Genomic DNA, 22866 nt, shown 5'->3' on the forward strand with positions numbered 1-22866 from the left:
AGTAGACGGTGATGGAAGGACGATGAGATGGTGATCGTAGAGTGCTTACCTACGTGTTTGTCGCGAGACAACGACAACAAATAGCAAAAAATACACGATTAATTTGTTATATAGAGGATAATTTATTGCTGGTGTGACAAATTACACATGGAGGCACTATGTCTGGAATTGTTCAATTTATGCTCTCTTTGCTTGTCATGGTCTTGATCGCCGCTGCGACGGTTCGACAATCCCGACCATTAATGAATGCCGCGTTTGGTGCGTTGATCGTGTCAAGTCTCGTTAGCTGGTATCAATACATATTTCCCGCCGGAATTGAGCCGCTCTTTTTTATCGGCACGCTGGCACTGGTCTTTGCGCTATGCAGTTTTTTTTATGCGGTTTATTCGTTTGAGATTATTCCGCATCAGGATGTGGAATAACCTCTGTGTATAACATCAGGAGGCTGTCGAACACCTGTTGTCCAGCCTTATTTAACGTCAATCAATTCAACATCAAAAATCAACGTTGCATTGCCTGGAATCACTGTACCTGTGCCGCGGGACCCATAAGCGAGTGCGGGTGGAATAATCAGGGTACGTTTTCCACCGACTTTCATGCCGACGACGCCCTTATCCCAGCCTTTAATCACTTTACCGATGCCAATAGGAAAGCTGAACGGTTCACCACCGACGGACGAATCAAACTTAGTGCCATGTTCTTTGTATTCCAGCGGATCGTAGAGCCACCCGGTGTAATGGACAACGGCAATATCACCGACTTTGGCTTCTTTTCCGGTACCGACTCTGACATCAATTTTTTGTAAATTTTCGCCAAAAGTGGCGTTGTCAGTGACTGTTTGCGCTTCGCTTGATGCTGTGGATAACATAGTGAATAACATTGTGGACAAGCCCAAAGCAGCCGCAGTAAAAAGCGTTCTAGAGACTGCCGGAAAGCGTGATTTCATGACTGACATATCCTTTGATAAATGTAAATATAATGACAACGTGAGAAAAAATTAACGGTCCTGCTCACGTGATTGTTGTAATTTTTTTTCAAACGCCTGATCGAGCTTGCTGGCCTTTTTGGGTGCTTGTTTTTCAAGTCCATTAACAAAATGCACGAAAGCATCCATTTCTAGGGGGTCGTGAACCGCGATGGGGGCCGCGCCATCGACACTGAGCGTGAGGTAGAAACGACCATCCGCCATCGTCACCATGGAGTACACGCCTTGTGTACTACGTTCTTTGAGGCGTTGAACTGCATTACTCGCTTTGGTCGTCCGTGCCATTATTTGATTCCATTCTTGCGTAAAATTTTGCCCATCGTGCCATCGGCATCGATTGCTTTGTTGAGTTTGTTGAACAACTCAATCCGTTGTTTGTCCATGTGGATATTACACAGCATATTGAGTTCAATGGTTTTATACTTGATTGCCGTTGCAATGTCTTTGGCAACGCCTTGTTGCTCAGCAATGTACATGCCATGGAGTTCAGAAACAATCCAATAATCGAGCCGTTTATTGACCAGTAAACGTGGGTTTTCCTCGTCTTCGCCAGCAAAGACGATGTGATAGCCTTGGTCTGTGAGTTGCAGACCGGTGGCTGCATTGCGATACGAGCCAATCTGCCATTCCTTGGCATCTTCAAAACGTTTGAGTACGCGTGGATCGTCTTTACGTCGGTATAACACCCATTGATCGGTGGTGAGTGGTCCTACCCAGTGGTAAAAATTTTCTCGTTCTGGTGTACGGCGAAAACCAAACAGACAGGTGTTATCGTCGTTGAGGGTGTTGTTGAGGCCACGCGCCAGAGATGTACTGCTGATTGCTGGTGTTTCACCCGCTCTTTTCATGATTTCCATGATTTTGTCGACTAAAAAGCCGCGTATCTCTCCGGTTTTGCTATCGGTATAGCTAAACGGTGCAAATTCTTGAATAATCAGTTTGATGCTCTCCGCCTGGCTAGCAAGCGGTACGAGCAGGCATCCAATCATCAGCGCTGTTGCACATCGTTTTGACACGGATTGCTTTCTGTAACGAGAAGGGAGATGCATTCTCAAAAAATAATAGGAAATAATCAGAATAAGTGGCAGATTTTAGATGATTAATTTCCAGCATTGGCTAACTAATTGAAAACTCTCCGCAATCATCGCTTCACTTTGACGTTTTTCTTGGCAAATGAGGCTCAAATGCGTTTTGATATGAACCGCATCGGCAATCACTAAGCCATGGACATGCGCTTCACGCATGGCAATCGAATCTCGGATGAGACTTAAACCGACGCCAGATTTCACCAGATCCAACATTGATTGCTCTTGGTCGACTAAAGCCACTTTGTTGGGCGTGATGCCATGTTGAGAAAAAATCTGACTTAAAAGACGGTGATGGGCGGATTCGGGTGGGGTCCAGATCCAGGGCAAATGGGCAAGTTTTTCCCAAGGTTGCCCGACTACCCGACTATTCCATCCACTTGGGGCAACGACGCGGTACGTAAAATCAGTCAACACCAGTTGATGCAAGGGTGTTTTTCCATCGTGAGGGAGATCCCCCAGATAAAAACCAATATCCAGTTGTCCACTGCGAACTTGTTGTAGAACCCAACCAGACATGCCGTGCTGCAGACGTGTCGCGATCTGTGGATAAGTTTCAACGAGACGCTTTAAAAATACGCCTAAGCGGGTAAATTCGGGATCAAGAATGGTGCCGATGGCTAATTCACCCGATAAGGTGGAATGCAGTGCATTGGCCGTCTGTCGGAAGTCGTTACACACAGCGAGAACTCGTTCTGCATAGGGCAAGAGTTTGGCACCATCATTGGTCAAGCTCATGCCGTTGCTGTTGCGGCTGAACAATTGCAACCCGAGTTGCTCTTGTAAGGACTTTAACTGCAGACTCACAGCTGGTTGCGTCAGATGGAGCCGTTCGGCAGCCCGTGTCAGGTTGCCTTCGCGGGCGATGGTAACAAAGGCGCGGAGTTGCGTGAAATCCATGATCGTCACTTGATGTTGAAGGAGTGGTGGTGACCGCCGTTCTGGGCGAGCTGTGCTACTTATCATAGCATTATAAGAAAATTTTATATTGCTATTGAAAATAACTCATTGGATTTGATGTGACAGGTACATTACGCTTGGATCCAATTTCTTTTACTCATTAAGGCGCGCTTATGACATCCGTACTCCAGCACTACATGAATGGTCAGGTTTATGCATCCACCAGTGGTCGTCAACAAGACGTATTTAACCCTGCCACGGGACAAGTCGTCGCTCAGGTGGCATTAGCGAGCGTGGCGGAGGTGGAAGCGGTTGTGGCAGCCGCAAAAGCAGCGGCACCAGCGTGGGCTGAAACGGCACCGCTCAAACGTGCGAGGGTGATGTTTAAGTTTAAAGAGTTGCTGGATCAGCATCATCAGGAGCTAGCGGCATTAATTACCCGTGAGCATGGCAAAGTGTTGTCGGATGCGATGGGTGAAGTGACGCGTGGTATTGAGATTGTTGAATTTGCCTGCGGCATGCCACAGTTATTGAAGTCGCAGTTCTCGGACAATATCGGCGGTGGTATTGATAACTACAACTTGCGTCAGCCATTGGGCGTGACAGCGGGCATCACGCCATTTAACTTCCCATTTATGGTACCGATGTGGATGGCGCCGGTGGCGATTGCGACAGGGAATACGTTTATTCTGAAGCCTTCTGAACGCGATCCTTCCTGTTCACTCATGATTGCCGATTTATTGCGTCAGGCAGGTTTGCCGGATGGCGTGTTTAACGTGGTGCAAGGTGACAAGACGGCTGTGGACGCCTTACTGCAACATCCGGATGTTGCTGCGATTTCTTTTGTAGGCTCTACCCCAATCGCTGAATACATTTACAGCGAAGGCACGCGTTTAGGCAAGCGGGTACAGGCCTTGGGTGGTGCGAAGAATCATCTGGTGGTGATGCCTGATGCGAATCTTGACCAAGCAGTCGACGCATTAATGGGCGCTGCTTATGGTTCTGCGGGTGAGCGTTGCATGGCGATTTCTGTCGCAGTGGCAGTGGGTGATGTAGCGGACCAATTAGTCAGTGCGCTAGTTCCTCGCGTGAAAGCCTTAAAGGTAAAGAACGGGATGGAAAGTGATGCAGAGATGGGGCCAGTGGTAACGGCAGCACACAAAGCCAAAATCGAAGGATACATCGCCGACGGTATTGCAGAAGGTGCAACGTTGTTGGTCGATGGTCGCGGCTTGACGGTCCCTGGACACGAAGCAGGATTTTTCTTGGGTGGCACTTTGTTTGACCACGTAAAAGAAGGCATGAAAATTCATCGTGAAGAAATTTTTGGCCCTGTATTGTGTGTTGTCCGTGTGCCTGATTTTGCGTCGGCGGTGGCGTTGATCAACCGCCATGAATTTGGGAATGGCGTGTCACTGTTCACCTCGGATGGCAACACGGCACGCGAATTTTCTCGTCGGATTCAGGTCGGGATGGTGGGTATTAACGTCCCAATTCCGGTACCGATGGCATGGCATTCGTTTGGTGGTTGGAAGCGATCTCTGTTCGGCGATATGCATGCGTATGGCGAAGAGGGTATTCGCTTTTACACACGCTATAAATCGATTATGCAACGCTGGCCAGATAGCATCGGCAAAGGGGCAGAATTTACGATGCCCGTGGCTAAATAATCACTTGATTCAATAACACCCTTTGTTTGGGTTGAACGGGATTTCCTATGCTTCGTTTGCACGAATTGTTTCCTCATCCAATCATCCAAGGACCGATGGCGGGCGGTGCGTCGACACCGGCGCTGGTCGCTGCCGTGTCGAATGCCGGCGGCTTGGGATCCTTAGCGTGTGGGATGCTTTCTCCTGAAGCAATGCTTGAACAGGCGTGGGAAATTCGACAGGCTTGTAGCAGGTCTTTTGCGATGAATTTGTTCGTGCAAACAGCGCCAGCACCGACCCCAGAAGAAATCCAAGCGGCGAGTGCGTTGCTCAAACCTGTATGGTCACAATTCGGGTGGGATGCATTGCCCCTTCCGGCGAAGTGGTGTGAAGATATGGAGGCGCAATTTGAGGCATTACTGCAAGTAAGCCCAGCGGTGGCAAGTTTTACGTTTGGCATTATTTCGAGCGAGCAACTTGCGCAACTCCATGCGTCGGGTATTTTTGTGATTGGAACAGCGACCCATCTGGCAGAGGCGCTTGCATGGCAGAACCTTGGTGCCGATGCGGTTTGTTTATCTGGGGTTGAAGCGGGTGGTCATCGCGGTACCTTTATTGGTGAACAAGAGGCCGTCTCGTTTTCGACAAGCGAATTGCTGGCGCAGGTAGCACCGCAATTGTCGATTCCCGTTATCGCAGCGGGTAATATCGTCACTGGAGAGGATATCTCATCGGCATTGTCTGCAGGTGCGGCTGCCGTACAAATGGGAACGGCTTTTCTGGTGACGCATGAATCTGGGATTCATCCCGCATACAAACAACAATTACTTGCCGCAACCACAGATACCACGCGTCAGACACGGGCATTTACAGGCCGTTTTGCACGAGGCTTAGACAATCGGTTTATGCAAGTCATGGCAGAGGTGGCGGCGCAGGTCCCCGCTTATCCAGTGCAGAACGCCTTGACTGCAGCGATCCGCTCGGCAGCAGCGAAAAATAACGATCCACAGTGGATGTCGATGTGGTGCGGCCAAGGTGTGGCACGCGCCCGTGCCATGGGGACAGCGGAACTGATGCGTGATCTGATTTCGCATTGTCAGACACATTAACGATCGACGCCGATCAATAAAAATAGCCAGGAATATTCCATGAAATCAGTTGGGCAATTTGACTATATCGTCGTTGGTGGTGGTAGTGCTGGGTGCGTCTTGGCGAACCGCTTATCTGCCTCTGCAGACAAGCAAGTATTGCTGATTGAAGCGGGAGGAAAAGATGACTATGTTTGGATTCATATTCCTGTCGGCTATTTGTACTGCATCAACAATCCGCGCACTGATTGGATGTTCCGCACGGCGTCGGAGCCGGGATTAAACGGACGCAGTTTGATCTATCCACGCGGAAAAGTACTTGGTGGTTGTTCATCAATTAATGGCATGATTTATATGCGCGGTCAGGAGCGCGATTACAACGAGTGGGCCGCGCTCACAGGAGACGATAGCTGGCGCTGGGATCAAGTATTGCCACTGTTTAAAAAGAGCGAAGATCATTACAGCAAGGATCGTCGCTTTCATGCGCAAGGCGGCGAATGGCGCGTGGAAAAACAGCGGCTCTCATGGGAAATTTTGGATGCGTTTCGTGATGCCGCAGAACAAGTGGGTATTCCAAAGACGGATGATTTTAATCGCGGCGATAACGAAGGGTGTGGTTACTTTGATGTGAACCAACGACGTGGTATTCGCTGGAACGCATCGAAGGCATTTTTACGCCCAGCAGCATCGCGCGATAACTTAACGATCATGACTGGATGTCAGGTGAAACGCTTGCGGTTCACAGAAGATGAACACGGAAAGCGCTGCACAGGTGTTGAATTTATTGGTGGTGGAGAAGCGTGGTGTGCGGATGCTTTGAAGGAGACTGTCTTAGCGGCGGGGGCGATCGGCTCACCCGCTATTTTGCAACATTCGGGTGTGGGTGACCCAGCGCATTTACAGCGTCTTGGGATCCCTGTTGTTCATGCGTTGCCGGGTGTAGGCGGCAATTTGCAAGATCATTTACAGATCCGTTCTGCATTCAAAATTCGCGGCGCGAAAACGCTCAATACCATGGCCAATAGCTGGTGGGGAAAAGCTGCGATCGGACTGGAATACATGCTCAAGCAAAGCGGCCCGATGTCGATGGCACCTTCTCAGCTTGGAGCATTTACACGCTCAGATCCAAGTCAAGAAACGGCGAATCTGGAATACCATGTGCAGCCTTTGTCGCTCGAAAAATTTGGTGATCCGCTCCATGATTTTCCGGCATTTACAGCAAGTGTCTGTAACTTGCGTCCAAGCTCGCGTGGTCATGTGAAAATCACGAATCCAGATCCATTGGCTGCACCAGAGATTGTGCCCAATTATTTGAGTACAGCTGAGGACCGGAAGATTGCGGCTGATTCCTTAACTCTGACAAGGAAAATCGTTGCTGCTCCGGCTTTACAAAAATATCAGCCAGAAGAAATGAAGCCCGGCGCACAATTTAGAACGGAAGAAGAGTTAGCACGTGCGGCTGGTGACATAGGAACAACGATTTTTCATCCTGTGGGGACCTGTAAGATGGGACGTAAGGACGATGTCAGTGCAGTGGTGGATAGTCAGCTCAAGGTTTATGGTATCGAAGGCTTACGCGTGGCGGATGCCTCCGTCATGCCGACAATTACCTCGGGTAATACGAATTCACCAACGATCATGATTGCCGAAAAAGCGGCTGAATTGATGCTGAAAAGTCGGTGATAAAAAAATCTTTGATTTTTCATGGAATTGGGTCTTGCACTGACAAGGAGTTACTCGTTACTATCAGTTCCACATAAAAAAAATTCTGACGACGACACGATCGCAGAAAAATAATGCCCGCTGCAATGACGGCGGGTTTGTCATGTTTCAGGCAAGACAATAAAGGAGATGTGATGACTCAAGTCATCCTGGAGACGAAGCATCTGACCAAAGAGTTCAGAGGCTTTACCGCTGTTAACGATGTTAACCTGCAAGTCCAGCGGGGACACATTCATGCACTGATCGGCCCGAATGGCGCCGGCAAAACCACTTGTTTTAATTTACTCACCAAGTTCCTCACGCCAACATCAGGTCAGATCTTGTTTAATGGTCGTGATATTACCTCCGATAAGCCTGCCCAGATTGCGCGTCAGGGGATTATTCGGTCGTTTCAGATATCGGCGGTATTCCCACATATGACCGTCTTAGAAAACGTTCGTATTGGCTTGCAGAGAACCTTGGGTACCTCTTTTTATTTCTGGAGAAGTGGTGCCAGTCTTCAGCGGCTGGATGACCGCGCTATGGAATTGTTGACCCAAGTTGATCTGGCGGATTTTGCGGACACAATGACGGTTGATCTGCCTTACGGTCGTAAGCGTGCATTAGAAATCGCGACAACCCTGGCGATGGAACCAGAAATGATGTTGCTCGATGAGCCCACACAAGGAATGGGTCATGAAGATGTCCACCGTGTGACCGAGTTAATCAAAAAAGTATCTGCAGGTCGCACTATCCTCATGGTGGAACACAACATGAAAGTGGTGTCGGGTATTTGCGATCGCATTTCAGTACTGCAACGGGGGGCGATTTTGGCGGAGGGAAGTTATGCTGAAGTATCCGAAAATCCACAAGTGATGGAAGCCTATATGGGTAGTGCCAATGCTGAACTGGAAGGAGCGCACGGATGAGTGGTAACGCAACAATACCCAGTTTAGAAATCACTGGTTTGCAAGCGTGGTATGGCGAGTCGCATATTTTGCATGATGTGAATTTGCGTGTGAATCAGGGTGAAGTAGTGACAATCCTAGGGCGCAATGGTGCCGGCCGAACAACCACGATGCGCGCCATCATGGGATTAACCGGTCGCCGTCAGGGATCCATTAAGATCAACGGCGTCGAAACGATTGCATTGGCAACACACAAAATCGCGCATCTTGGTGTGGGTTATTGCCCGGAAGAGCGGGGGATATTTTCATCGTTATCCACCGAAGAAAATTTGATGTTACCGCCGTTGGTGTCACGCCATGATACGGGAATGTCGGTGGACGAAATTTACGCCATGTTCCCTAACCTTGCCGAGCGTAAGCACAGTCAAGGTACGCGCTTATCTGGCGGTGAACAACAAATGCTTGCTGTGGCGCGGATATTGCGGACGGGTGCGAAATTGCTGTTGCTTGATGAGATTTCAGAAGGCCTCGCACCTGTCATTGTGCAAGCGTTAGCGCGCATGATCATGACCTTAAAATCAAAGGGGTACACCATCGTCATGGTGGAACAAAATTTCCGCTTCGCCGCACCACTCGCGGATCAATTTTATGTGATGGAACATGGACAGATGGTCGAGCATTTTTCTGCTTCGGCATTGTCCGAAAAAATGCCCGTGTTAAACCAGTTGTTGGGTGTATAAAACAAAGAAAAAAAGATCGTTTCAAGAAGATCATCAACGAGTCAACAAGTTCGTAGAAATAATGTAGAAGTGAGTTGTAAAACGCAGTACCGCTTGACGTGATGCGATCGTCGTTTTCCGCCTCGTCGGTATTGATCCTTATTTCCTGGAGAAGACAAATGAAAATCAAATCAAACGTTCTCGCGCTGGCAGTTGCTGCTGCGTGTGCTGGTGTTGCTGGTAGTGCTGCAGCGCAGGTATCTGGCGATGTGGTGAAGATCGGATTTATTTCCGATTTATCTGGTGTGTATTCAGACATCGATGGTAAAGGTGGTATTGAGGCGATCAAGATGGCGATTGCCGATTTTGGTGGCACGGTACTCGGAAAAAAAATTGAATTAGTCAGCGCCGACCATCAAAATAAAGCGGATATCGCTGCGAGTAAAGCGCGTGAATGGTTTGATCGTGATGGCGTCGATATGCTCATCGGTGGAACAAATTCTGGTACCGGTTTGTCGATGGCGAAAGTAGCGAATGAAAAGAAAAAGCCATTCATTTCGATCGGTGCTGGAACCGCGGTATTGACGAATGATGAGTGCACGCCCTACACCGTTCACTATGCTTACGATACGGTCGCCTTGGCAAAAGGTACAGGCTCTGCGGTCGTGAAACAAGGTGGTAAGAGCTGGTATTTCCTGACGGCAGATTATGCGTTTGGTGCTGCCTTAGAGGGCGATACAACGAAAGTGGTCAAGGCAAGCGGTGGTAGCGTGAGCGGGTCTGTGAGACATCCTTTGTCTGCTTCTGATTTCTCTTCGTTCTTACTCCAAGCGCAATCATCGAAAGCGCAGATTTTAGGATTAGCCAACGCAGGTGGTGACACCATCAATTCCATTAAAGCCGCCAATGAATTTGGACTGACCAAGACGATGAAATTGGCTGGTTTGCTCATGTTTATTAACGATATCCATTCGCTGGGTCTGAACCTTACGAATGGCATGTATTTGACTGATAGTTGGTACTGGAATCAGTCCCCCGAGGCGCGGACATGGGCACGTCGTTATTTCGAGAAGATGAAAAAAATGCCGTCTAGCTTACAGGCAGCGGATTACTCCGCCACGATCCAATATCTGAATGCTGTGAAAGCAGCGGGTAGTGACGATACTGAAAAAGTCATGGCGAAGTTGCGCAGCATGAAGTTCAACGATATGTACGTGAAGAACGGTTATGTGCGTGCAGACGGCAGCATGATTCATGACATGTACCTGATGCAGGTGAAAGCGCAAGCGGATTCGAAAGAGCCATGGGATTATTACAAGGTGATTCAGACAATTCCGGGTGAACAGGCGTTCACAACGAAGGCCGAGTCGAAGTGCGCTCTGTGGAAATAAACTGAGCATAAACGAAGCGCTTGACATCGGGTGGTGTGGTTGATGAACACCTTGATGTCGGTCTCGTTGTTCACCTGTCGCCCGCTTGCGGGTGACAGGGTCGCTTCGGTCAGTGTTGAGGTTTGTCGGCTTTGTTTGGTTTGGCGGACGCTGTCCTTTTTTGAGTTGATTCTGCGATGCTTGCAGATGATTTTTTTTCGAAGAGTGCCATGGAGATTTTTGGTATTCCGCTACAGGCGATGATGGGCCAGTTATTACTCGGTCTGGTGAACGGGTCGTTTTATGCGATGTTGTCGCTCGGTCTGGCTGTGATTTTTGGCTTGCTGAATGTGATTAACTTCGCACACGGTGCGTTGTACATGATGGGTGCTTTTTTGGCCTGGATGGGGATGGAATATGCTGGCATCAATTATTGGTGGATGCTCATTGCTGCGCCATTGATTGTTGGGATTGTTGGGGTCGTGATTGAACGTACGATGTTGCGCTGGCTCTACAAACTCGATCACCTTTACGGACTTCTGCTGACCTTTGGAATTACCTTGATGTTAGAAGGTATTTTCCGCTCGGTATATGGGGTATCGGGTCAGCCTTACTCTGTTCCTGAGGCACTCAGTGGTGCGACAAATCTCGGCTTTATGATTTTGCCTAATTACCGTGCATGGGTGGTTGTGGCGTCGCTGGTGGTGTGTTTTGCGACATGGTTTGTGATTGAGAAAACCAAGCTTGGCGCCTACCTTAGGGCGGGTACCGAAAATCCGAAACTGGTCGAAGCCTTCGGTGTGAATGTGCCTTTGATGGTCACCCTGACGTATGGCTTTGGTGTGGCATTGGCGGCGTTTGCTGGCGTGCTTGCTGCACCTGTGATTCAAGTATCTCCATTGATGGGCTCTAACTTGATTATCACCGTGTTTGCCGTTGTGGTGATTGGTGGAATGGGCTCGATTCTGGGATCTATCCTGACAGGATTAGGCCTCGGCGTTATCGAAGGTCTTACACGGGTGTTTTATCCTGAATTATCCGCCACGGTCGTGTTCATTATCATGGCGATTGTGCTCATGATTCGTCCAGCTGGTTTGTTCGGTAAAGAGAAATGATCGGGGCTGAAATGAATAAAAAAATAGCGTATGGCGTTGCGCTGATCTTTCTGTTGGTGGCACCACAGATTGCGTATCCTGTGTTTTTGATGAAAGTTTTATGCTTCGCCTTATTTGCGTGTGCCTTTAACCTGTTAATCGGTTTTACGGGCTTACTTTCGTTTGGTCATGCCGCATTTTTTGGTGCTGCTGGGTATGTCACTGGTTACTGCTTACGTGATGCGGGTTGGTCGTTTGAAGCGGGGATGGTCGCTGGTGTTATGGTGGCGGCAGCGATTGGTTTGGTCATGGGCTTGTTGGCGATTCGGCGTCAGGGGATTTACTTCACCATGATTACCTTGGCGTTGGCGCAGATGCTGTACTTCGTGTTCTTGCAGGCGAAGTTCACAGGAGGCGAAGATGGCTTGCAAGGCGTACCGCGAGGGAAATTCTTTGGCGCAGATTTGAGTTCCGATATGACGATGTACTACGTTGTATTAGCGATTTGCGTGGCGGGGTTTGCGTTGATCGTCAGAACGATTCACTCACCATTTGGTCAAGTACTGAAAGCCATTAAAGAAAACGAGCCTCGCGCGGTGTCGTTGGGCTACGATGTGGATAAGTACAAGTTACTTGGCTTTGTGCTTTCTGCGGCGATTGCTGGCTTAGCAGGGGCGACAAAAACAGTTGTGATCGGCTTTGAGACATTGACTGACGCGCATTGGGCGATGTCGGGCTTGGTCGTGTTAATGACGCTGGTGGGTGGATTAGGGACCATGGTGGGGCCGATGGTCGGGGCCGTGGTGATTATCGCTTTAGAAGACAAGTTGGGTGATATCGGCACGTGGCTGGCCGATGTTTCGCATATCGAATGGTTCCGCACCCTAGGCGATTCTGTCACGCTCGTGACGGGTTTTATTTTTATCGTGTGCGTCCTGTTGTTCCGCAGAGGGATCGTCGGTGAGTTATCGGCGTTGTTTGGCGCGAAGCAGCGTTCTGCTTGAGGTGTATCTCGGCTGTCTGTCGTTCGCTCTGCGTTGATGGGGGGCATGAGAAATGACATGATGGCCGCTTCCATGATTTGAATCGGTGATGAGGTCTCACAATGAAAATTGTGGGACCTTTTATTTTGGGAGGATCCTTCTGTGGTGCGAAGTGTCATTTAACGCGATTTAAGGGGTGTTGGCGACGTTTTTTTAATGCGCTCGACTCTTTGTGGGGTGGCATGCCTTTTTTCGCCTAAGACACGATTTAACGGCTCGCTGCGATAGGGGATAATTGAATATGATGAAGGTAGCCTGTGGGTATCTCGATAGTTGTCCACAAGCTGCTATGTTGCCTGATCAGGCCAGACGATGAGCATCAAGAATGTGTTACTAGATGACCGGATAAAAAAAAGAGAGCGCTGTCATCGCGCTCTCTGTGTCTAGATTATTGCTTGTGACCGGTGAAGGTGCCCTGCTTGTTACTGCCGTCATCAATTTGCCACATCCCCACGAGGGAGCCGCTTTGGGGGTCGATGGTGCCCATGTATCTGGCACCGCCTGCTTTGCCAGCACCAACAAGGTTGAGTTCCCCATTGGCTGTGATGTTGCCGGTCACTGTGAAATTCATTTTGAATTTTGTGGAATTGCCCATGCCAGTGACTTTTCCGCTACTGCTCACCATCACGTTGACTTTACCTTGATCGTCACCATCAAACTGTGCTGTGTAAACGCCCACCAAAGCGGCAGGGATGACGTTACTTGGCGTTGAAGGTGCGGGTGTCGCTGGAACCACAGCGGGGCGGGTGCTATTGGTTGCTTGGATAGAGTTTGCCGCATTGGCTTTTGAACTCTGTGATGTCGATTGAATGAGCTGTGGTTTATCGCGAACCGACAAAACGATTTTGTTATAGTTGTCGAGTAAGCTTGCGGCGATCAGCTTTCCTTCTGGTGTTTTGCTATAACCCCCGGCACTTGCCCAGCCCATGCTCCCCCAGCCCCAGCCACTGAGGCTAAAGTTCATTTTGCTTGCTTGGCCCTCTGCGCTGGCGACTTGAATTCCGGAGCGGACGTCCGCTAGTAATAAGGTCGTTTCTGCTTCCTTGAATTTCACCCCGCCTGCGAGTCCGCCAATGGCGCCGAGTACGCCGCCCATTTTTCCAAACAGACCGCCGACTGTACCACCCAAGCCGCCCGAATCATCAGAAAACTGCACTGACGGTGTCATGACAAAGTCGGCTGCTTGCATTTGTCCGCCACCAACATTTGAACCATCTTGTAATTGACCGCCCGCCGCCAAGGCACGCTCTTGCTGCAGGTTCTGTAACGCGATACCTCGTTCGACCACCGTGAAACATCCCGATTCCTGCACGATCATCCGTAACATCGTGGAGGGAGAGCCGAGACTGTAGCGTCCAAGATAAGTCAGTATCTGGCTTTGGGGTTCTGCGACGGCGAGGGTACCAAAATTGCGGTTACATTTTTCGATGGAGCCTGGTTCGATGCTGCTCTCAGCCAAGGCGCTATTGGCTGAGAGTAGGACGAAGACGCTGCACATGACACCAACACTGAATGGCTTATTGTTGAACGGGTTACGCATTGATTCTCCTTGTTATTTCTGGTCAATTTGTAAAGTATAACCAGAATGTTATTGGTAATAAAAATGAATGTATTTCAAATTGTTACCGTTTTTAGAGAATGCAATGCCGTCGTTGTAAAGGTGGTCTGTTAGTCGTTTGTCGCGGTTACAGAACTTCTGCGTAAATATGCCGAGCATGATGCCAATCGACTTCGCGGGGGTTATTGCCGAGTAAGCGTGTTTGGAGCATGGCGTCAGTCGCTAACTGATCAAGATCTTTCTCGGCAATACCGACTTGATGGAGGCGTGTAGCGATACCGAGTTCTTGTGCCAAACGTTCGAGAGCGTTAATCATCGCGGCGCTTTTAGCATGGCTGCTGCCTTGCTCTTGAGGAGCAATAATGTCGGCGAGTTCGGCATATTGATAGTGGGCGACAGGCGCGTTAAAGCGAAGCACTGGCGGTAAAACTAATGAGTTGGATAAGCCATGAGGGACATGGAAAATGCCACCAATCGGATAGGCAAGGGCATGGACAGCGGCACAGGGCGCATTGGCAAAAGACTGACCTGCTAATAAAGCACCAAGCAACATCGACTGACGTGCGATCAGATTTTGTGGATCATGACAGACCGTGCGGATATTGTGCCAGAGTAGTTGCAGTGCCTGACGTGCCAACATGTCTGAAAGAGGATTCTTTTTGTACTTTGTTGTGTACGCCTCGATCGCATGCACCATGGCGTCAATGCCGGTTGCTGCACTGACGGCAGCGGGTAGACCAAGCGTGAGTTCGGCATCGAGGATGGCGATGTCAGCATACAGCTGTGGTGCGACGACGCCCATTTTTGTGGTTGCTCCCGTTGTGACGATGGAGATGGGGGTCGCTTCGGAGCCTGTTCCTGCAGTGGTTGGAATCTGTATCAAAGGCAGGCGGCTTCCTTTGACATTGCCAATGCCATACATGGTGGCAAGTGCTTGGTCGCTGCCTGCGAGGACGGCGATGAGTTTAGCGACATCCATCGAACTTCCGCCACCAAGTCCAACGACCAAATCAATCCCTTGTTCTCGTGCGTGCTTTACCGCTTGCAATACCACGGCTTCAGGGGGATCTGCGACGACGTCCGAAAAAATACTCACATGACGTTGACTCGCTTTGATATCGTCGATAGCGGGTTGTACAAGACCTGTCTTGAGAAAACCGGCATCCGTGACAACCAACACATGTGTCGTTGCTGGGAAATACTGGGCGATCGTTTTACCCAATAGTTTTGATGCACCGGTATGGCTGATGATGTGGGGGACTGTCTGGAACTCGAAGTTATTCATGGGACAATTTTCCTGTTGTGGTGAAAGTTTCTGACAACTGTGCGACCTGACTGTGTGTAGACTTGCTATCCTCTGTAGCTTGCCAGAACTTGGCGACTTACGCAAAGTAGCGATAGCGTGTGGGTAATGATGATAAGTTGAAATACAAGATAAGGTTGATGACATGGTAGATGTATTGCTCTTGGGTGGTGCGGCGTTCTTTGCTGGATTTGTGGATGCGATTGTTGGCGGCGGGGGATTGGTGCAAGTGCCTGCTTTATTTTCTTTGTTACCAGGTACAGCACCGGCAACGTTGCTTGGCACGAATAAGTTTGCAGGTATTTGGGGTACGAGTGTCGCAGCCAAAAATTATCTTCGCAAAGTACAGATTCGTTGGGCGATGGCATTGCCTGCGGCATTGATGGCCTTTGTTTGTTCTTTTGCCGGTGCGTACTTGGTTACGCATATATCGCCCGAACAATTGCGGAAGGCATTGCCATTTGTGTTGGTGGCCGTAGCCATTTACACCTTTAAGAAAAAAGAGTTTGGTGCTTTGGATAAACCTGTCTTTTCAGGACAAAAGGAAGTGTTGCTAGGAATGGCGGTAGGTGGGGCAATTGGTTTTTATGATGGCTTCTTCGGACCTGGTACGGGCAGTTTTTTCATGTTCTTGTTTGTGCGCTTTTTTGGCTATGATTTTTTACGGGCTTCCGCAGTGGCAAAGGTATTGAATGTCGCATGCAACGCTTCCGCGTTGGCGTGGTTTGGTTTTAGTGGACATGTCTTGTGGCTGACCGGCGGCTTGATGGCGTTTTGTCAGGTGGGTGGTTCGTTGACCGGATCGCACATGGCCATCAAGCACGGTACGGGGTTTGTGCGAAAAATGTTCTTGTTTGTCGTGATCGCGTTAATATGCAAGACGACCTACGATGGGTTCTTGAAGTGATTGTTTCACGTGAAACAATCGAAATGGCTTGTTGTTAAAATGCTGACGGCTAAAATGATTGCCAGCTTGTCGTGATGAAAAATGTGGCACTTTCGGTTTGCTTTCAGAGTGTGTTGTGAGTGAGGTCCCGATGTTTCACGTGAAACATCGGGACTTATTTTTTGAAGATTCACAATTTGAAAACGGGTTCAACGCGAAAACAAACTATAATCGTGCCTCTCAGAGTCCTTGTTTGTCAGAAGCTAGCCATGTTTTATCCTAAAGAATTTGATGTGATTGTCGTCGGTGGTGGTCACGCCGGTACAGAAGCTGCCCTCGCCGCCGCGCGAATGGGGCAGTCCACATTGTTATTGACCCACAATATCGAGACCCTTGGTCAGATGTCCTGTAACCCCTCCATTGGTGGGATTGGTAAGGGACATTTGGTTAAAGAGGTTGATGCCATGGGTGGTGCAATGGCCATCGCTACGGATGAGGCGGGTATTCAGTTCCGTATCCTGAATTCGTCCAAAGGTCCCGCAGTCCGAGCGACAAGGGCCCAAGCAGACCGGATTCTGTACAAACAAGCGATCCGAAGCCGTCTTGAGAATCAGCCGAACCTTTGGTTGTTCCAACAGGCGGTCGATGATTTATTGGTCGAAGGTAATCGCGTTGTTGGTGCCGTTACACAAGTCGGTATTCGTTTCCGCGCCCGCGCCGTTGTCTTGACTGCCGGCACTTTCCTCGACGGAAAGATCCATGTCGGATTGAATAACTACTCCGCAGGTAGAGCAGGTGATCCACCAGCGATTTCCTTGTCTGCGCGTCTGAAGGAATTGGCGCTGCCTCAGGGACGTTTGAAAACAGGTACGCCACCGAGAATTGATGGTCGCAGCATTGATTTTTCTGTCATGCAAGAACAACCAGGCGATCTCGATCCGGTTCCTGTCTTTTCGTACATGGGCAATACAGCAATGCACCCTAAGCAAGTGCCTTGCTGGATTACGCACACCAACGAGCAAACGCACGACATTATCCGTGCCGGCCTCGACCGCAGCCCGATGTACACGGGCGTGATCGAAGGCGTGGGGCCACGCTACTGTCCTTCGATTGAAGACAAGATTCATCGCTTTGCGAGTAAAGAATCACATCAGATCTTCCTTGAACCAGAAGGCCTGACCACCAACGAGTTTTACCCGAACGGCATATCCACGAGTCTGCCATTTGATGTGCAGTTAGAACTGGTGCGCTCTATGCGGGGGCTAGAGAATGCTTACATTCTGCGTCCTGGCTATGCGATTGAATACGATTACTTTGATCCTCGCGGATTGAAGTCTTCCTTGGAAACGCGCCAAATCGAAGGCTTGTTCTTCGCGGGGCAAATCAACGGCACGACCGGCTACGAGGAAGCGGCTGCGCAGGGTATGTTGGCAGGGCTGAATGCAGCGCTGCAAACGCAAGGTAGAGAGGCATGGGTACCGCGCCGTGACGAAGCATACCTTGGCGTATTGGTTGATGATCTGATTACGAAAGGTGTTCAAGAGCCGTATCGCATGTTCACAAGCCGTGCAGAATTCCGCCTGAGCCTGCGTGAAGACAACGCCGATATGCGTCTCACAGAAATCGGTCGCCAACTGGGATGCGTCAGTGATGCCCAGTGGCAGTCGTTTGAACAAAAGCGTGAAAGTGTTGCACGTGAAATGGAGCGTCTGCGTTCTACGTGGGTGAATCCACGGATTCTGGCAGCGGCAGAAGCCGAACGCGTCGTTGGTAAAGCATTAGAACGTGAATACTCCTTGGCAGACCTACTACGCCGCCCACAAGTTACCTACGACAGTCTCATGGGCTTAGTTGGTATGGAAGGTCAAGCGTTGGCAGGCCCTGGTGTCACCGATGAAGCTGTGCGTGAACAAGTCGAGATTCAGGTCAAGTATGCAGGTTATATCGACCGTCAGGCCAAAGAAGTACAACGTCACGCCCACTTTGAAAACCTCAAAATGCCGGTGGGTTTTGATTATATGGAAGTCAACGGCTTGTCGATTGAAGTGCGACAGAAACTGAATAAGCATCAACCCGAGACCTTAGGGCAGTGTGGACGTATCTCCGGTGTAACGCCAGCGGCGATTTCACTCTTGCTGGTGCACCTGAAAAAGCGCGGATTTAAAGAGTTTGCCGCAGCACCTGATGCGCTAGAAGAGACAACGTCCGAGGTAGGAGAGGCTTGATGAGTATCAACGATACAAGTAGTTTGCGGAAAATGCTCGCCGACGGTGTGCAAGAATTGGAATTGCCACTGACCGATGCACAAATCGATCAGATGATGGCGTATTTGTCACTGTTATCGAAGTGGAACTCTGTTTATAATTTAACAGCAATCAGAGATCCAAAAGAAATGGTGAAACAACACCTACTGGATTCTTTGTCGGCAGCGCCCGCATTTGTTGGGGCGAAAAATGTACTGGATGTTGGCGCGGGCGGTGGATTACCGGGCATGATGTTGGCGATTGCGTATCCTGAGACAAAGGTCTCGATGATCGATACCGTCAATAAAAAGACAGCATTTCTGACCCAAGCGAAAACAGAGCTGGGCTTGCGTAATGTGACTGTGCATACAGGGCGCGTTGAAGCCTTACAAGTGACCGAGAAGTTTGATGTGATTACGTCACGGGCATTTTCAGAGTTATGTAATTTTATTAACTGGTCAGGTCATTTGCTGGCGGATGGCGGGCAATTTATTGCCATGAAAGGTGTTGCACCGGAGCAGGAAATTGAACGTTTACCGCAAGGGTGGGAAGTGACAGGCGTACAAGCCTTATCGGTTCCTGGCTTGCAGGCAGAACGCCACCTTGTCTTTGTTAAAAAATCACCAGTCTGACTTACCCACGGAATCCCTGTATGGCAAAAATCTTTTGTGTAGCAAACCAAAAAGGTGGCGTGGGCAAAACCACAACCACCGTTAATCTTGCCGCCGGACTGGCAAAATTAGATCAACTCGTATTACTGGTTGATCTCGATCCCCAAGGCAACGCCACGATGGGGGCGGGCATCAACAAAGCCAAACTCACTTCGTCTGTGTATGAAGTTTTACTCGGTATTACGGATGTCGCGACAGCCCGTCTGCGCTCAGAATCGGGACGGTTTGACGTGTTACCCGCGAACCGTGAACTCGCTGGTGCGGAAGTCGAGATGGTGGAATTAGAAAACCGCGATAAGCGCCTACGCGATGCGCTTGCGCTCGTGAGTAATGATTACGATTTTATTTTGGTGGATTGCCCACCCGCTTTATCGATGCTGACATTGAACGGTTTGTGTGCTGCCAATGGCGTCATCATCCCAATGCAATGCGAATACTACGCGCTGGAAGGTCTCTCTGACCTCGCTAATACGATCAAAAAAGTCTCCGCAAATCTCAATCCTGACCTGAAAATCGTCGGCCTGTTACGGGTGATGTTTGATCCGCGGATGACCTTATCCCAACAGGTCTCTGACCAGTTAGAGCAGCACTTTGGGGATAAGGTATTTAAAACGCTCATCCCTCGAAATGTCCGTCTCGCGGAAGCGCCTTCCTATGGCATTCCTGGCGTCGTTTTTGATCCCTCTTCAAAGGGTGCTCAGGCCTACATTGCGTTCGGCGCGGAAATGGTCGAAAGAATTAAGCAGTTGGAAAAATGAATATGGTCACTAAAAAACAAAAGGGACTGGGTCGCGGTCTGGATGCGTTGTTGGGCGGCGCTGGCGACTTTGCCGATGCCGTTCCCACGATAACTGGTGCGCCTACCAGCCTCTCCGTGCAGCAGATGCAAGCGGGTAAGTATCAGCCGCGTACTCGCATGGATGAGGGCGCTTTGGCCGAATTGGCGGCGTCTATCAAGGCGCAAGGCCTGATGCAACCGATTCTCGTGCGCCCGATCGGTCACAATAACGGTGTTACGCGCTACGAAATTATCGCTGGTGAACGTCGCTTCCGCGCTTCTCAAATGGCGGGTCTGGAAGAAGTGCCTGTACTGGTGAAAGATGTGGATGACCAGGCTGCGGCAGCGATGGCGCTGATTGAAAATATTCAGCGTGAAGATCTGAATCCGCTGGAAGAAGCCCAAGGTATCCATCGTCTGATCACTGACTTTTCTTTCACCCACGAGCAAGCAGCAACCGCCGTCGGACGTTCCCGTAGTGCAGTATCTAATTTGCTGCGCTTGTTGAATTTGGCGAAGCCAGTGCAAACGATGTTAATGGCAGGTGACATTGACATGGGTCATGCGCGTTCCTTGCTGGTCACCGATGCCGCTACCCAGATTCAGTTGGCGAATCAAATCGTTGCTAAACGCATGTCAGTGCGTGAAGCAGAGAAGTTAGTAGCAAAGACTACTTCCGAGATGAGCGCGACAGGTAAGCCCCGCGACAAAGCTGAAAAGTCGCGTGACATTACCCGTTTGGAGGAAGAGCTATCTGATCTACTTGCAACGCAAGTGACCCTGAAAATGGGGAGCAAGGGCAGGGGGCAAATGCTGATTGATTTTGCTGATCTGGATTCTCTTGATGGCGTTATCTTGAAAATACGCGGTCAATAAGTTCTCAACGAAGCTGCAAACCATGACAGGTTTTGCAGCTTTTTTTTCGTCCTCGTTTTTTAACGGGTCCTTTTACTCTTGCTCTTCGTTCCACGTGAAACTTCTACTTCTCCCCGGTTTATACAATTCAGGTCCACAGCATTGGCAAAGTCTTTGGGAATCCAGCTTACCCAATGTCGTACGCGTACAACAAGATAATTGGGATCAGCCCGAACTTGATTTGTGGATGGCGCGATTGACTGAATATCTCGATGCTTGTAAGGAAGACGTCATTTTAGTTGCCCATAGTCTGGGCTGTGCTTTAGCTGTGCACTGGATTTCGTCGTACAAGTCATCGGCGTTACACGTGAAACAATTGGCGCGGATTAAAGGCGCCTTGTTAGTTGCACCTCCAGATGTAGGACGAACTACCTTTCCTGCTACCAGCTTTAGTCCTATGCCTGAACTACCCTTATCTCTGCCCGTTAAGGTCATTGCGTCTGACAATGATCCTTGGTGTGATATCGCTTTGAGTAGGCAATGGGCCCATTGTTGGGGGGCGGAATTTCACTCAGTTGGTGCACGGGGACATATAAATGGTGAGTCTGGCCTCGGGAGCTGGGAACAAGGCCAGGCTTGGGTTGCCGCATTAAGCCAGAATGTAGTGAGCTGATAAAAAAATGAGCAGTGTCTCATTCTGGTGCACCGCAGGTATCGTTTGACGTTGTTACGCACTACCACGTATAATTCCGTGGTTTTGATAGGCAAGGATGTGCGCTGCCCGCCAATTTTTTGTGGCGAACGCAGAAACAACTAGCGATATCCATAAATAGAGTGAGGAAAGCATGGCGCGTATCGTACTGCTCCAAATGGTGGCAGCCCTGATCGTCGCGTTGCTTGCTGGTGTATTTGGGACGATTTCTTTGGCATTGTCTGCCTTGCTTGGCGGACTCTGTTGTGCAATTCCAAACGCTTTTTTCGCGTTGCGCTTAACAATGAGCGCCCGAAAGCCTGGAGGAGCAAACCCGATGAGTTTTTTCTTCGGTGAATTTATCAAGATTGGATTAACAATCGCCCTGATGGGTGCGGTTGTTACCTTGTACCACGATGTCAACTGGCCGGCTTTTTTGATCGCCTTCATCGTAGTACTGAAAAGTTATTTCATTTTACTCTTTAGACAACGACCATGAGCGCAACCGAGAACGCACCAACAGCGTCAGAATATATTGTCCATCACTTAGGGCACTTATCGACACATCATCAAGAAAAAATCGTTGATTTTTCCATCCTCAATTACGACACCATTTTTTGGTCTGTCTTTTGCGGCATCATCGGCTGCGTCGTTTTGTGGCTAGCTGCACGTAAAGCAACAGCAGGCGTACCAGGTCGCTTCCAAGCGGCAGTCGAAATCTTGGTCGAAATGGTCGAAGAACAATCCAAAGGCATCGTACACGGTGACCGTTCGTTCATCGCACCATTGGCACTGACAGTGTTTGTATGGGTGGCATTGATGAACTCACTGGATTTCTTGCCAGTGGATTTGTTTTCTGGCCTGTTCCGCTTGCTGGTGAGTTTGGGTGTTGCTCCTGAATCGCTGGCTGAGATGCATCACCGCGTCGTTCCTACTGCTGACTTGAATGGCACGATCGGTATTTCCTTAGGCGTACTGGCATTGATGCTGTATTACAGCGTCAAAATCAAAGGCTTGGGTGGCTTCCTGCACGAATTGGTCTCTGCACCATTCGGTATCAAAATGGCCCCATTCAACCTGATTCTCCAAGTCATCGAATTCGCGGCAAAAACGGTCTCCCTGGGTATGCGACTGTTCGGTAACATGTTTGCAGGCGAATTATTGTTCTTGTTGATCGCTTTATTGGGTTCAATGGCAACAGTATTTGGTGTTGCAGGTCACCTGATTGCAGGTTCCATCTGGGCGATCTTCCATATTCTGATTGTGTTCTTACAAGCGTTTATTTTCATGATGTTGACACTGGTTTACATCGGTCAAGCGCACGAACATCACTAAGATT

General features: G+C 49.5%; 23 protein-coding genes. 17 read left to right on the forward strand and 6 right to left on the reverse strand.

Going from position 1 to position 22866, the window contains the following annotated elements; genetic code table 11:
- Positions 1 to 158: 158 nt before the first annotated feature.
- Positions 159 to 422, forward strand: a complete 264-nt coding sequence (locus ACO0K2_RS04810; protein ID WP_423016323.1) for a hypothetical protein — start codon at positions 159 to 161, stop codon at positions 420 to 422.
- Positions 423 to 469: 47 nt separating this feature from the next.
- On the opposite strand, the gene ACO0K2_RS04815 is transcribed toward ACO0K2_RS04810, so the two are convergent.
- The 4 genes from ACO0K2_RS04815 to ACO0K2_RS04830 form a co-directional block, all read right to left on the reverse strand.
- The gene (locus ACO0K2_RS04815) at positions 470 to 868 is read right to left on the reverse strand and encodes an FKBP-type peptidyl-prolyl cis-trans isomerase (RefSeq protein ID WP_423017456.1); all 399 of its coding nucleotides are present in this window, start codon (positions 866 to 868) and stop codon (positions 470 to 472) included.
- Positions 869 to 997: 129 nt separating this feature from the next.
- Positions 998 to 1270, reverse strand: a complete 273-nt coding sequence (locus tag ACO0K2_RS04820) for a hypothetical protein (RefSeq protein ID WP_423016325.1) — start codon at positions 1268 to 1270, stop codon at positions 998 to 1000.
- Complete coding sequence (locus tag ACO0K2_RS04825; protein WP_423016327.1) at positions 1270 to 2001, reverse strand: substrate-binding periplasmic protein; 732 nt, start codon at positions 1999 to 2001, stop codon at positions 1270 to 1272. Before ACO0K2_RS04825 ends, ACO0K2_RS04820 begins: the two co-directional genes overlap by 1 nt.
- Before the next feature lie 75 nt (positions 2002 to 2076).
- Positions 2077 to 2970: a LysR family transcriptional regulator gene (locus tag ACO0K2_RS04830; RefSeq protein WP_423016329.1), complete on the reverse strand. Its 894-nt coding sequence runs from the start codon at positions 2968 to 2970 to the stop codon at positions 2077 to 2079.
- 173 nt (positions 2971 to 3143) lie between these two features.
- Between ACO0K2_RS04830 and ACO0K2_RS04835 the strand changes: the two genes are divergently transcribed.
- From ACO0K2_RS04835 to ACO0K2_RS04870, 8 genes are all read left to right on the forward strand, one after another.
- A complete protein-coding gene (locus tag ACO0K2_RS04835) occupies positions 3144 to 4640 on the forward strand; it encodes a CoA-acylating methylmalonate-semialdehyde dehydrogenase (protein ID WP_423016331.1) in 1497 nt (498 codons plus the stop codon).
- A gap of 47 nt (positions 4641 to 4687) precedes the next feature.
- Entirely contained in the window at positions 4688 to 5728 is a 1041-nt protein-coding gene (locus ACO0K2_RS04840) for an NAD(P)H-dependent flavin oxidoreductase (RefSeq protein WP_423016333.1), read from the forward strand.
- Between the two features lie 39 nt (positions 5729 to 5767).
- Positions 5768 to 7390, forward strand: a complete 1623-nt coding sequence (locus tag ACO0K2_RS04845; protein WP_423016335.1) for a GMC family oxidoreductase — start codon at positions 5768 to 5770, stop codon at positions 7388 to 7390.
- Between the two features lie 173 nt (positions 7391 to 7563).
- Positions 7564 to 8337: an ABC transporter ATP-binding protein gene (locus ACO0K2_RS04850; protein ID WP_423016337.1), complete on the forward strand. Its 774-nt coding sequence runs from the start codon at positions 7564 to 7566 to the stop codon at positions 8335 to 8337.
- Entirely contained in the window at positions 8334 to 9056 is a 723-nt protein-coding gene (locus ACO0K2_RS04855; RefSeq protein ID WP_423016339.1) for an ABC transporter ATP-binding protein, read from the forward strand. Before ACO0K2_RS04850 ends, ACO0K2_RS04855 begins: the two co-directional genes overlap by 4 nt.
- Positions 9057 to 9214: 158 nt before the next feature.
- Entirely contained in the window at positions 9215 to 10426 is a 1212-nt protein-coding gene (locus tag ACO0K2_RS04860) for an ABC transporter substrate-binding protein (RefSeq protein WP_423016341.1), read from the forward strand.
- Between the two features lie 209 nt (positions 10427 to 10635).
- The gene (locus ACO0K2_RS04865) at positions 10636 to 11520 is read left to right on the forward strand and encodes a branched-chain amino acid ABC transporter permease (RefSeq protein WP_423017458.1); all 885 of its coding nucleotides are present in this window, start codon (positions 10636 to 10638) and stop codon (positions 11518 to 11520) included.
- An 11-nt stretch (positions 11521 to 11531) separates the two neighbouring features.
- Entirely contained in the window at positions 11532 to 12503 is a 972-nt protein-coding gene (locus tag ACO0K2_RS04870) for a branched-chain amino acid ABC transporter permease (RefSeq protein WP_423016343.1), read from the forward strand.
- Between the two features lie 427 nt (positions 12504 to 12930).
- Here the strand turns inward: ACO0K2_RS04870 and ACO0K2_RS04875 are convergent, their stop codons facing one another.
- Positions 12931 to 14082 (reverse strand): CsgG/HfaB family protein, encoded by a 1152-nt coding sequence (locus ACO0K2_RS04875; RefSeq protein WP_423016345.1) that lies wholly within the window; start codon positions 14080 to 14082, stop codon positions 12931 to 12933.
- Between the two features lie 145 nt (positions 14083 to 14227).
- Positions 14228 to 15385, reverse strand: a complete 1158-nt coding sequence (locus ACO0K2_RS04880; RefSeq protein ID WP_423016347.1) for an iron-containing alcohol dehydrogenase — start codon at positions 15383 to 15385, stop codon at positions 14228 to 14230.
- A gap of 163 nt (positions 15386 to 15548) precedes the next feature.
- On the opposite strand from ACO0K2_RS04880, the gene ACO0K2_RS04885 reads away from it, so the two are divergent.
- From ACO0K2_RS04885 to atpB, 8 genes are all read left to right on the forward strand, one after another.
- Positions 15549 to 16310 (forward strand): TSUP family transporter, encoded by a 762-nt coding sequence (locus ACO0K2_RS04885; protein WP_423016349.1) that lies wholly within the window; start codon positions 15549 to 15551, stop codon positions 16308 to 16310.
- A 248-nt stretch (positions 16311 to 16558) separates the two neighbouring features.
- Positions 16559 to 18514 (forward strand): tRNA uridine-5-carboxymethylaminomethyl(34) synthesis enzyme MnmG, encoded by a 1956-nt coding sequence (mnmG, locus tag ACO0K2_RS04890; RefSeq protein ID WP_423016351.1) that lies wholly within the window; start codon positions 16559 to 16561, stop codon positions 18512 to 18514.
- A complete protein-coding gene (rsmG, locus tag ACO0K2_RS04895) occupies positions 18514 to 19164 on the forward strand; it encodes a 16S rRNA (guanine(527)-N(7))-methyltransferase RsmG (protein WP_423016353.1) in 651 nt (216 codons plus the stop codon). The genes mnmG and rsmG overlap by 1 nt, the downstream gene beginning before the upstream one ends.
- A 20-nt stretch (positions 19165 to 19184) precedes the next feature.
- Entirely contained in the window at positions 19185 to 19961 is a 777-nt protein-coding gene (locus ACO0K2_RS04900; protein WP_423016355.1) for a ParA family protein, read from the forward strand.
- A gap of 2 nt (positions 19962 to 19963) precedes the next feature.
- Positions 19964 to 20857 (forward strand): ParB/RepB/Spo0J family partition protein, encoded by an 894-nt coding sequence (locus tag ACO0K2_RS04905; protein WP_423016357.1) that lies wholly within the window; start codon positions 19964 to 19966, stop codon positions 20855 to 20857.
- A 94-nt stretch (positions 20858 to 20951) separates the two neighbouring features.
- Complete coding sequence (locus ACO0K2_RS04910) at positions 20952 to 21509, forward strand: RBBP9/YdeN family alpha/beta hydrolase (RefSeq protein WP_423016359.1); 558 nt, start codon at positions 20952 to 20954, stop codon at positions 21507 to 21509.
- 172 nt (positions 21510 to 21681) lie between these two features.
- Positions 21682 to 22026 carry an ATP synthase subunit I gene (locus tag ACO0K2_RS04915; RefSeq protein WP_423016361.1) on the forward strand — a complete coding sequence of 115 codons (345 nt, stop codon included), beginning with the start codon at positions 21682 to 21684 and terminating at the stop codon, positions 22024 to 22026.
- Positions 22023 to 22862 (forward strand): F0F1 ATP synthase subunit A, encoded by an 840-nt coding sequence (atpB, locus tag ACO0K2_RS04920; RefSeq protein WP_423016363.1) that lies wholly within the window; start codon positions 22023 to 22025, stop codon positions 22860 to 22862. Before ACO0K2_RS04915 ends, atpB begins: the two co-directional genes overlap by 4 nt.
- Positions 22863 to 22866: the final 4 nt, after the last annotated feature.

The organism is Undibacterium sp. MH2W, from assembly GCF_049340215.1.
In the GTDB taxonomy this organism is placed as follows: domain Bacteria; phylum Pseudomonadota; class Gammaproteobacteria; order Burkholderiales; family Burkholderiaceae_D; genus Undibacterium.

What these genes read in the sequence shown, in the direction of transcription:
- ACO0K2_RS04810 (WP_423016323.1), top strand. Translation starts at nt 159, where the DNA reads ATGTCTGGAATTGTTCAATTTATGCTCTCTTTGCTTGTCATGGTCTTG.
- ACO0K2_RS04815 (WP_423017456.1), bottom strand. Translation starts at nt 868, where the DNA reads ATGTTATCCACAGCATCAAGCGAAGCGCAAACAGTCACTGACAACGCC.
- ACO0K2_RS04820 (WP_423016325.1), bottom strand. Translation starts at nt 1,270, where the DNA reads ATGGCACGGACGACCAAAGCGAGTAATGCAGTTCAACGCCTCAAAGAA.
- ACO0K2_RS04830 (WP_423016329.1), bottom strand. Translation starts at nt 2,970, where the DNA reads ATGGATTTCACGCAACTCCGCGCCTTTGTTACCATCGCCCGCGAAGGC.
- ACO0K2_RS04835 (WP_423016331.1), top strand. Translation starts at nt 3,144, where the DNA reads ATGACATCCGTACTCCAGCACTACATGAATGGTCAGGTTTATGCATCC.
- ACO0K2_RS04840 (WP_423016333.1), top strand. Translation starts at nt 4,688, where the DNA reads ATGCTTCGTTTGCACGAATTGTTTCCTCATCCAATCATCCAAGGACCG.
- ACO0K2_RS04845 (WP_423016335.1), top strand. Translation starts at nt 5,768, where the DNA reads ATGAAATCAGTTGGGCAATTTGACTATATCGTCGTTGGTGGTGGTAGT.
- ACO0K2_RS04850 (WP_423016337.1), top strand. Translation starts at nt 7,564, where the DNA reads ATGACTCAAGTCATCCTGGAGACGAAGCATCTGACCAAAGAGTTCAGA.
- ACO0K2_RS04855 (WP_423016339.1), top strand. Translation starts at nt 8,334, where the DNA reads ATGAGTGGTAACGCAACAATACCCAGTTTAGAAATCACTGGTTTGCAA.
- ACO0K2_RS04860 (WP_423016341.1), top strand. Translation starts at nt 9,215, where the DNA reads ATGAAAATCAAATCAAACGTTCTCGCGCTGGCAGTTGCTGCTGCGTGT.
- ACO0K2_RS04865 (WP_423017458.1), top strand. Translation starts at nt 10,636, where the DNA reads ATGGAGATTTTTGGTATTCCGCTACAGGCGATGATGGGCCAGTTATTA.
- ACO0K2_RS04870 (WP_423016343.1), top strand. Translation starts at nt 11,532, where the DNA reads ATGAATAAAAAAATAGCGTATGGCGTTGCGCTGATCTTTCTGTTGGTG.
- ACO0K2_RS04875 (WP_423016345.1), bottom strand. Translation starts at nt 14,082, where the DNA reads ATGCGTAACCCGTTCAACAATAAGCCATTCAGTGTTGGTGTCATGTGC.
- ACO0K2_RS04880 (WP_423016347.1), bottom strand. Translation starts at nt 15,385, where the DNA reads ATGAATAACTTCGAGTTCCAGACAGTCCCCCACATCATCAGCCATACC.
- ACO0K2_RS04885 (WP_423016349.1), top strand. Translation starts at nt 15,549, where the DNA reads ATGGTAGATGTATTGCTCTTGGGTGGTGCGGCGTTCTTTGCTGGATTT.
- mnmG (WP_423016351.1), top strand. Translation starts at nt 16,559, where the DNA reads ATGTTTTATCCTAAAGAATTTGATGTGATTGTCGTCGGTGGTGGTCAC.
- rsmG (WP_423016353.1), top strand. Translation starts at nt 18,514, where the DNA reads ATGAGTATCAACGATACAAGTAGTTTGCGGAAAATGCTCGCCGACGGT.
- ACO0K2_RS04900 (WP_423016355.1), top strand. Translation starts at nt 19,185, where the DNA reads ATGGCAAAAATCTTTTGTGTAGCAAACCAAAAAGGTGGCGTGGGCAAA.
- ACO0K2_RS04905 (WP_423016357.1), top strand. Translation starts at nt 19,964, where the DNA reads ATGGTCACTAAAAAACAAAAGGGACTGGGTCGCGGTCTGGATGCGTTG.
- ACO0K2_RS04915 (WP_423016361.1), top strand. Translation starts at nt 21,682, where the DNA reads ATGGCGCGTATCGTACTGCTCCAAATGGTGGCAGCCCTGATCGTCGCG.
- atpB (WP_423016363.1), top strand. Translation starts at nt 22,023, where the DNA reads ATGAGCGCAACCGAGAACGCACCAACAGCGTCAGAATATATTGTCCAT.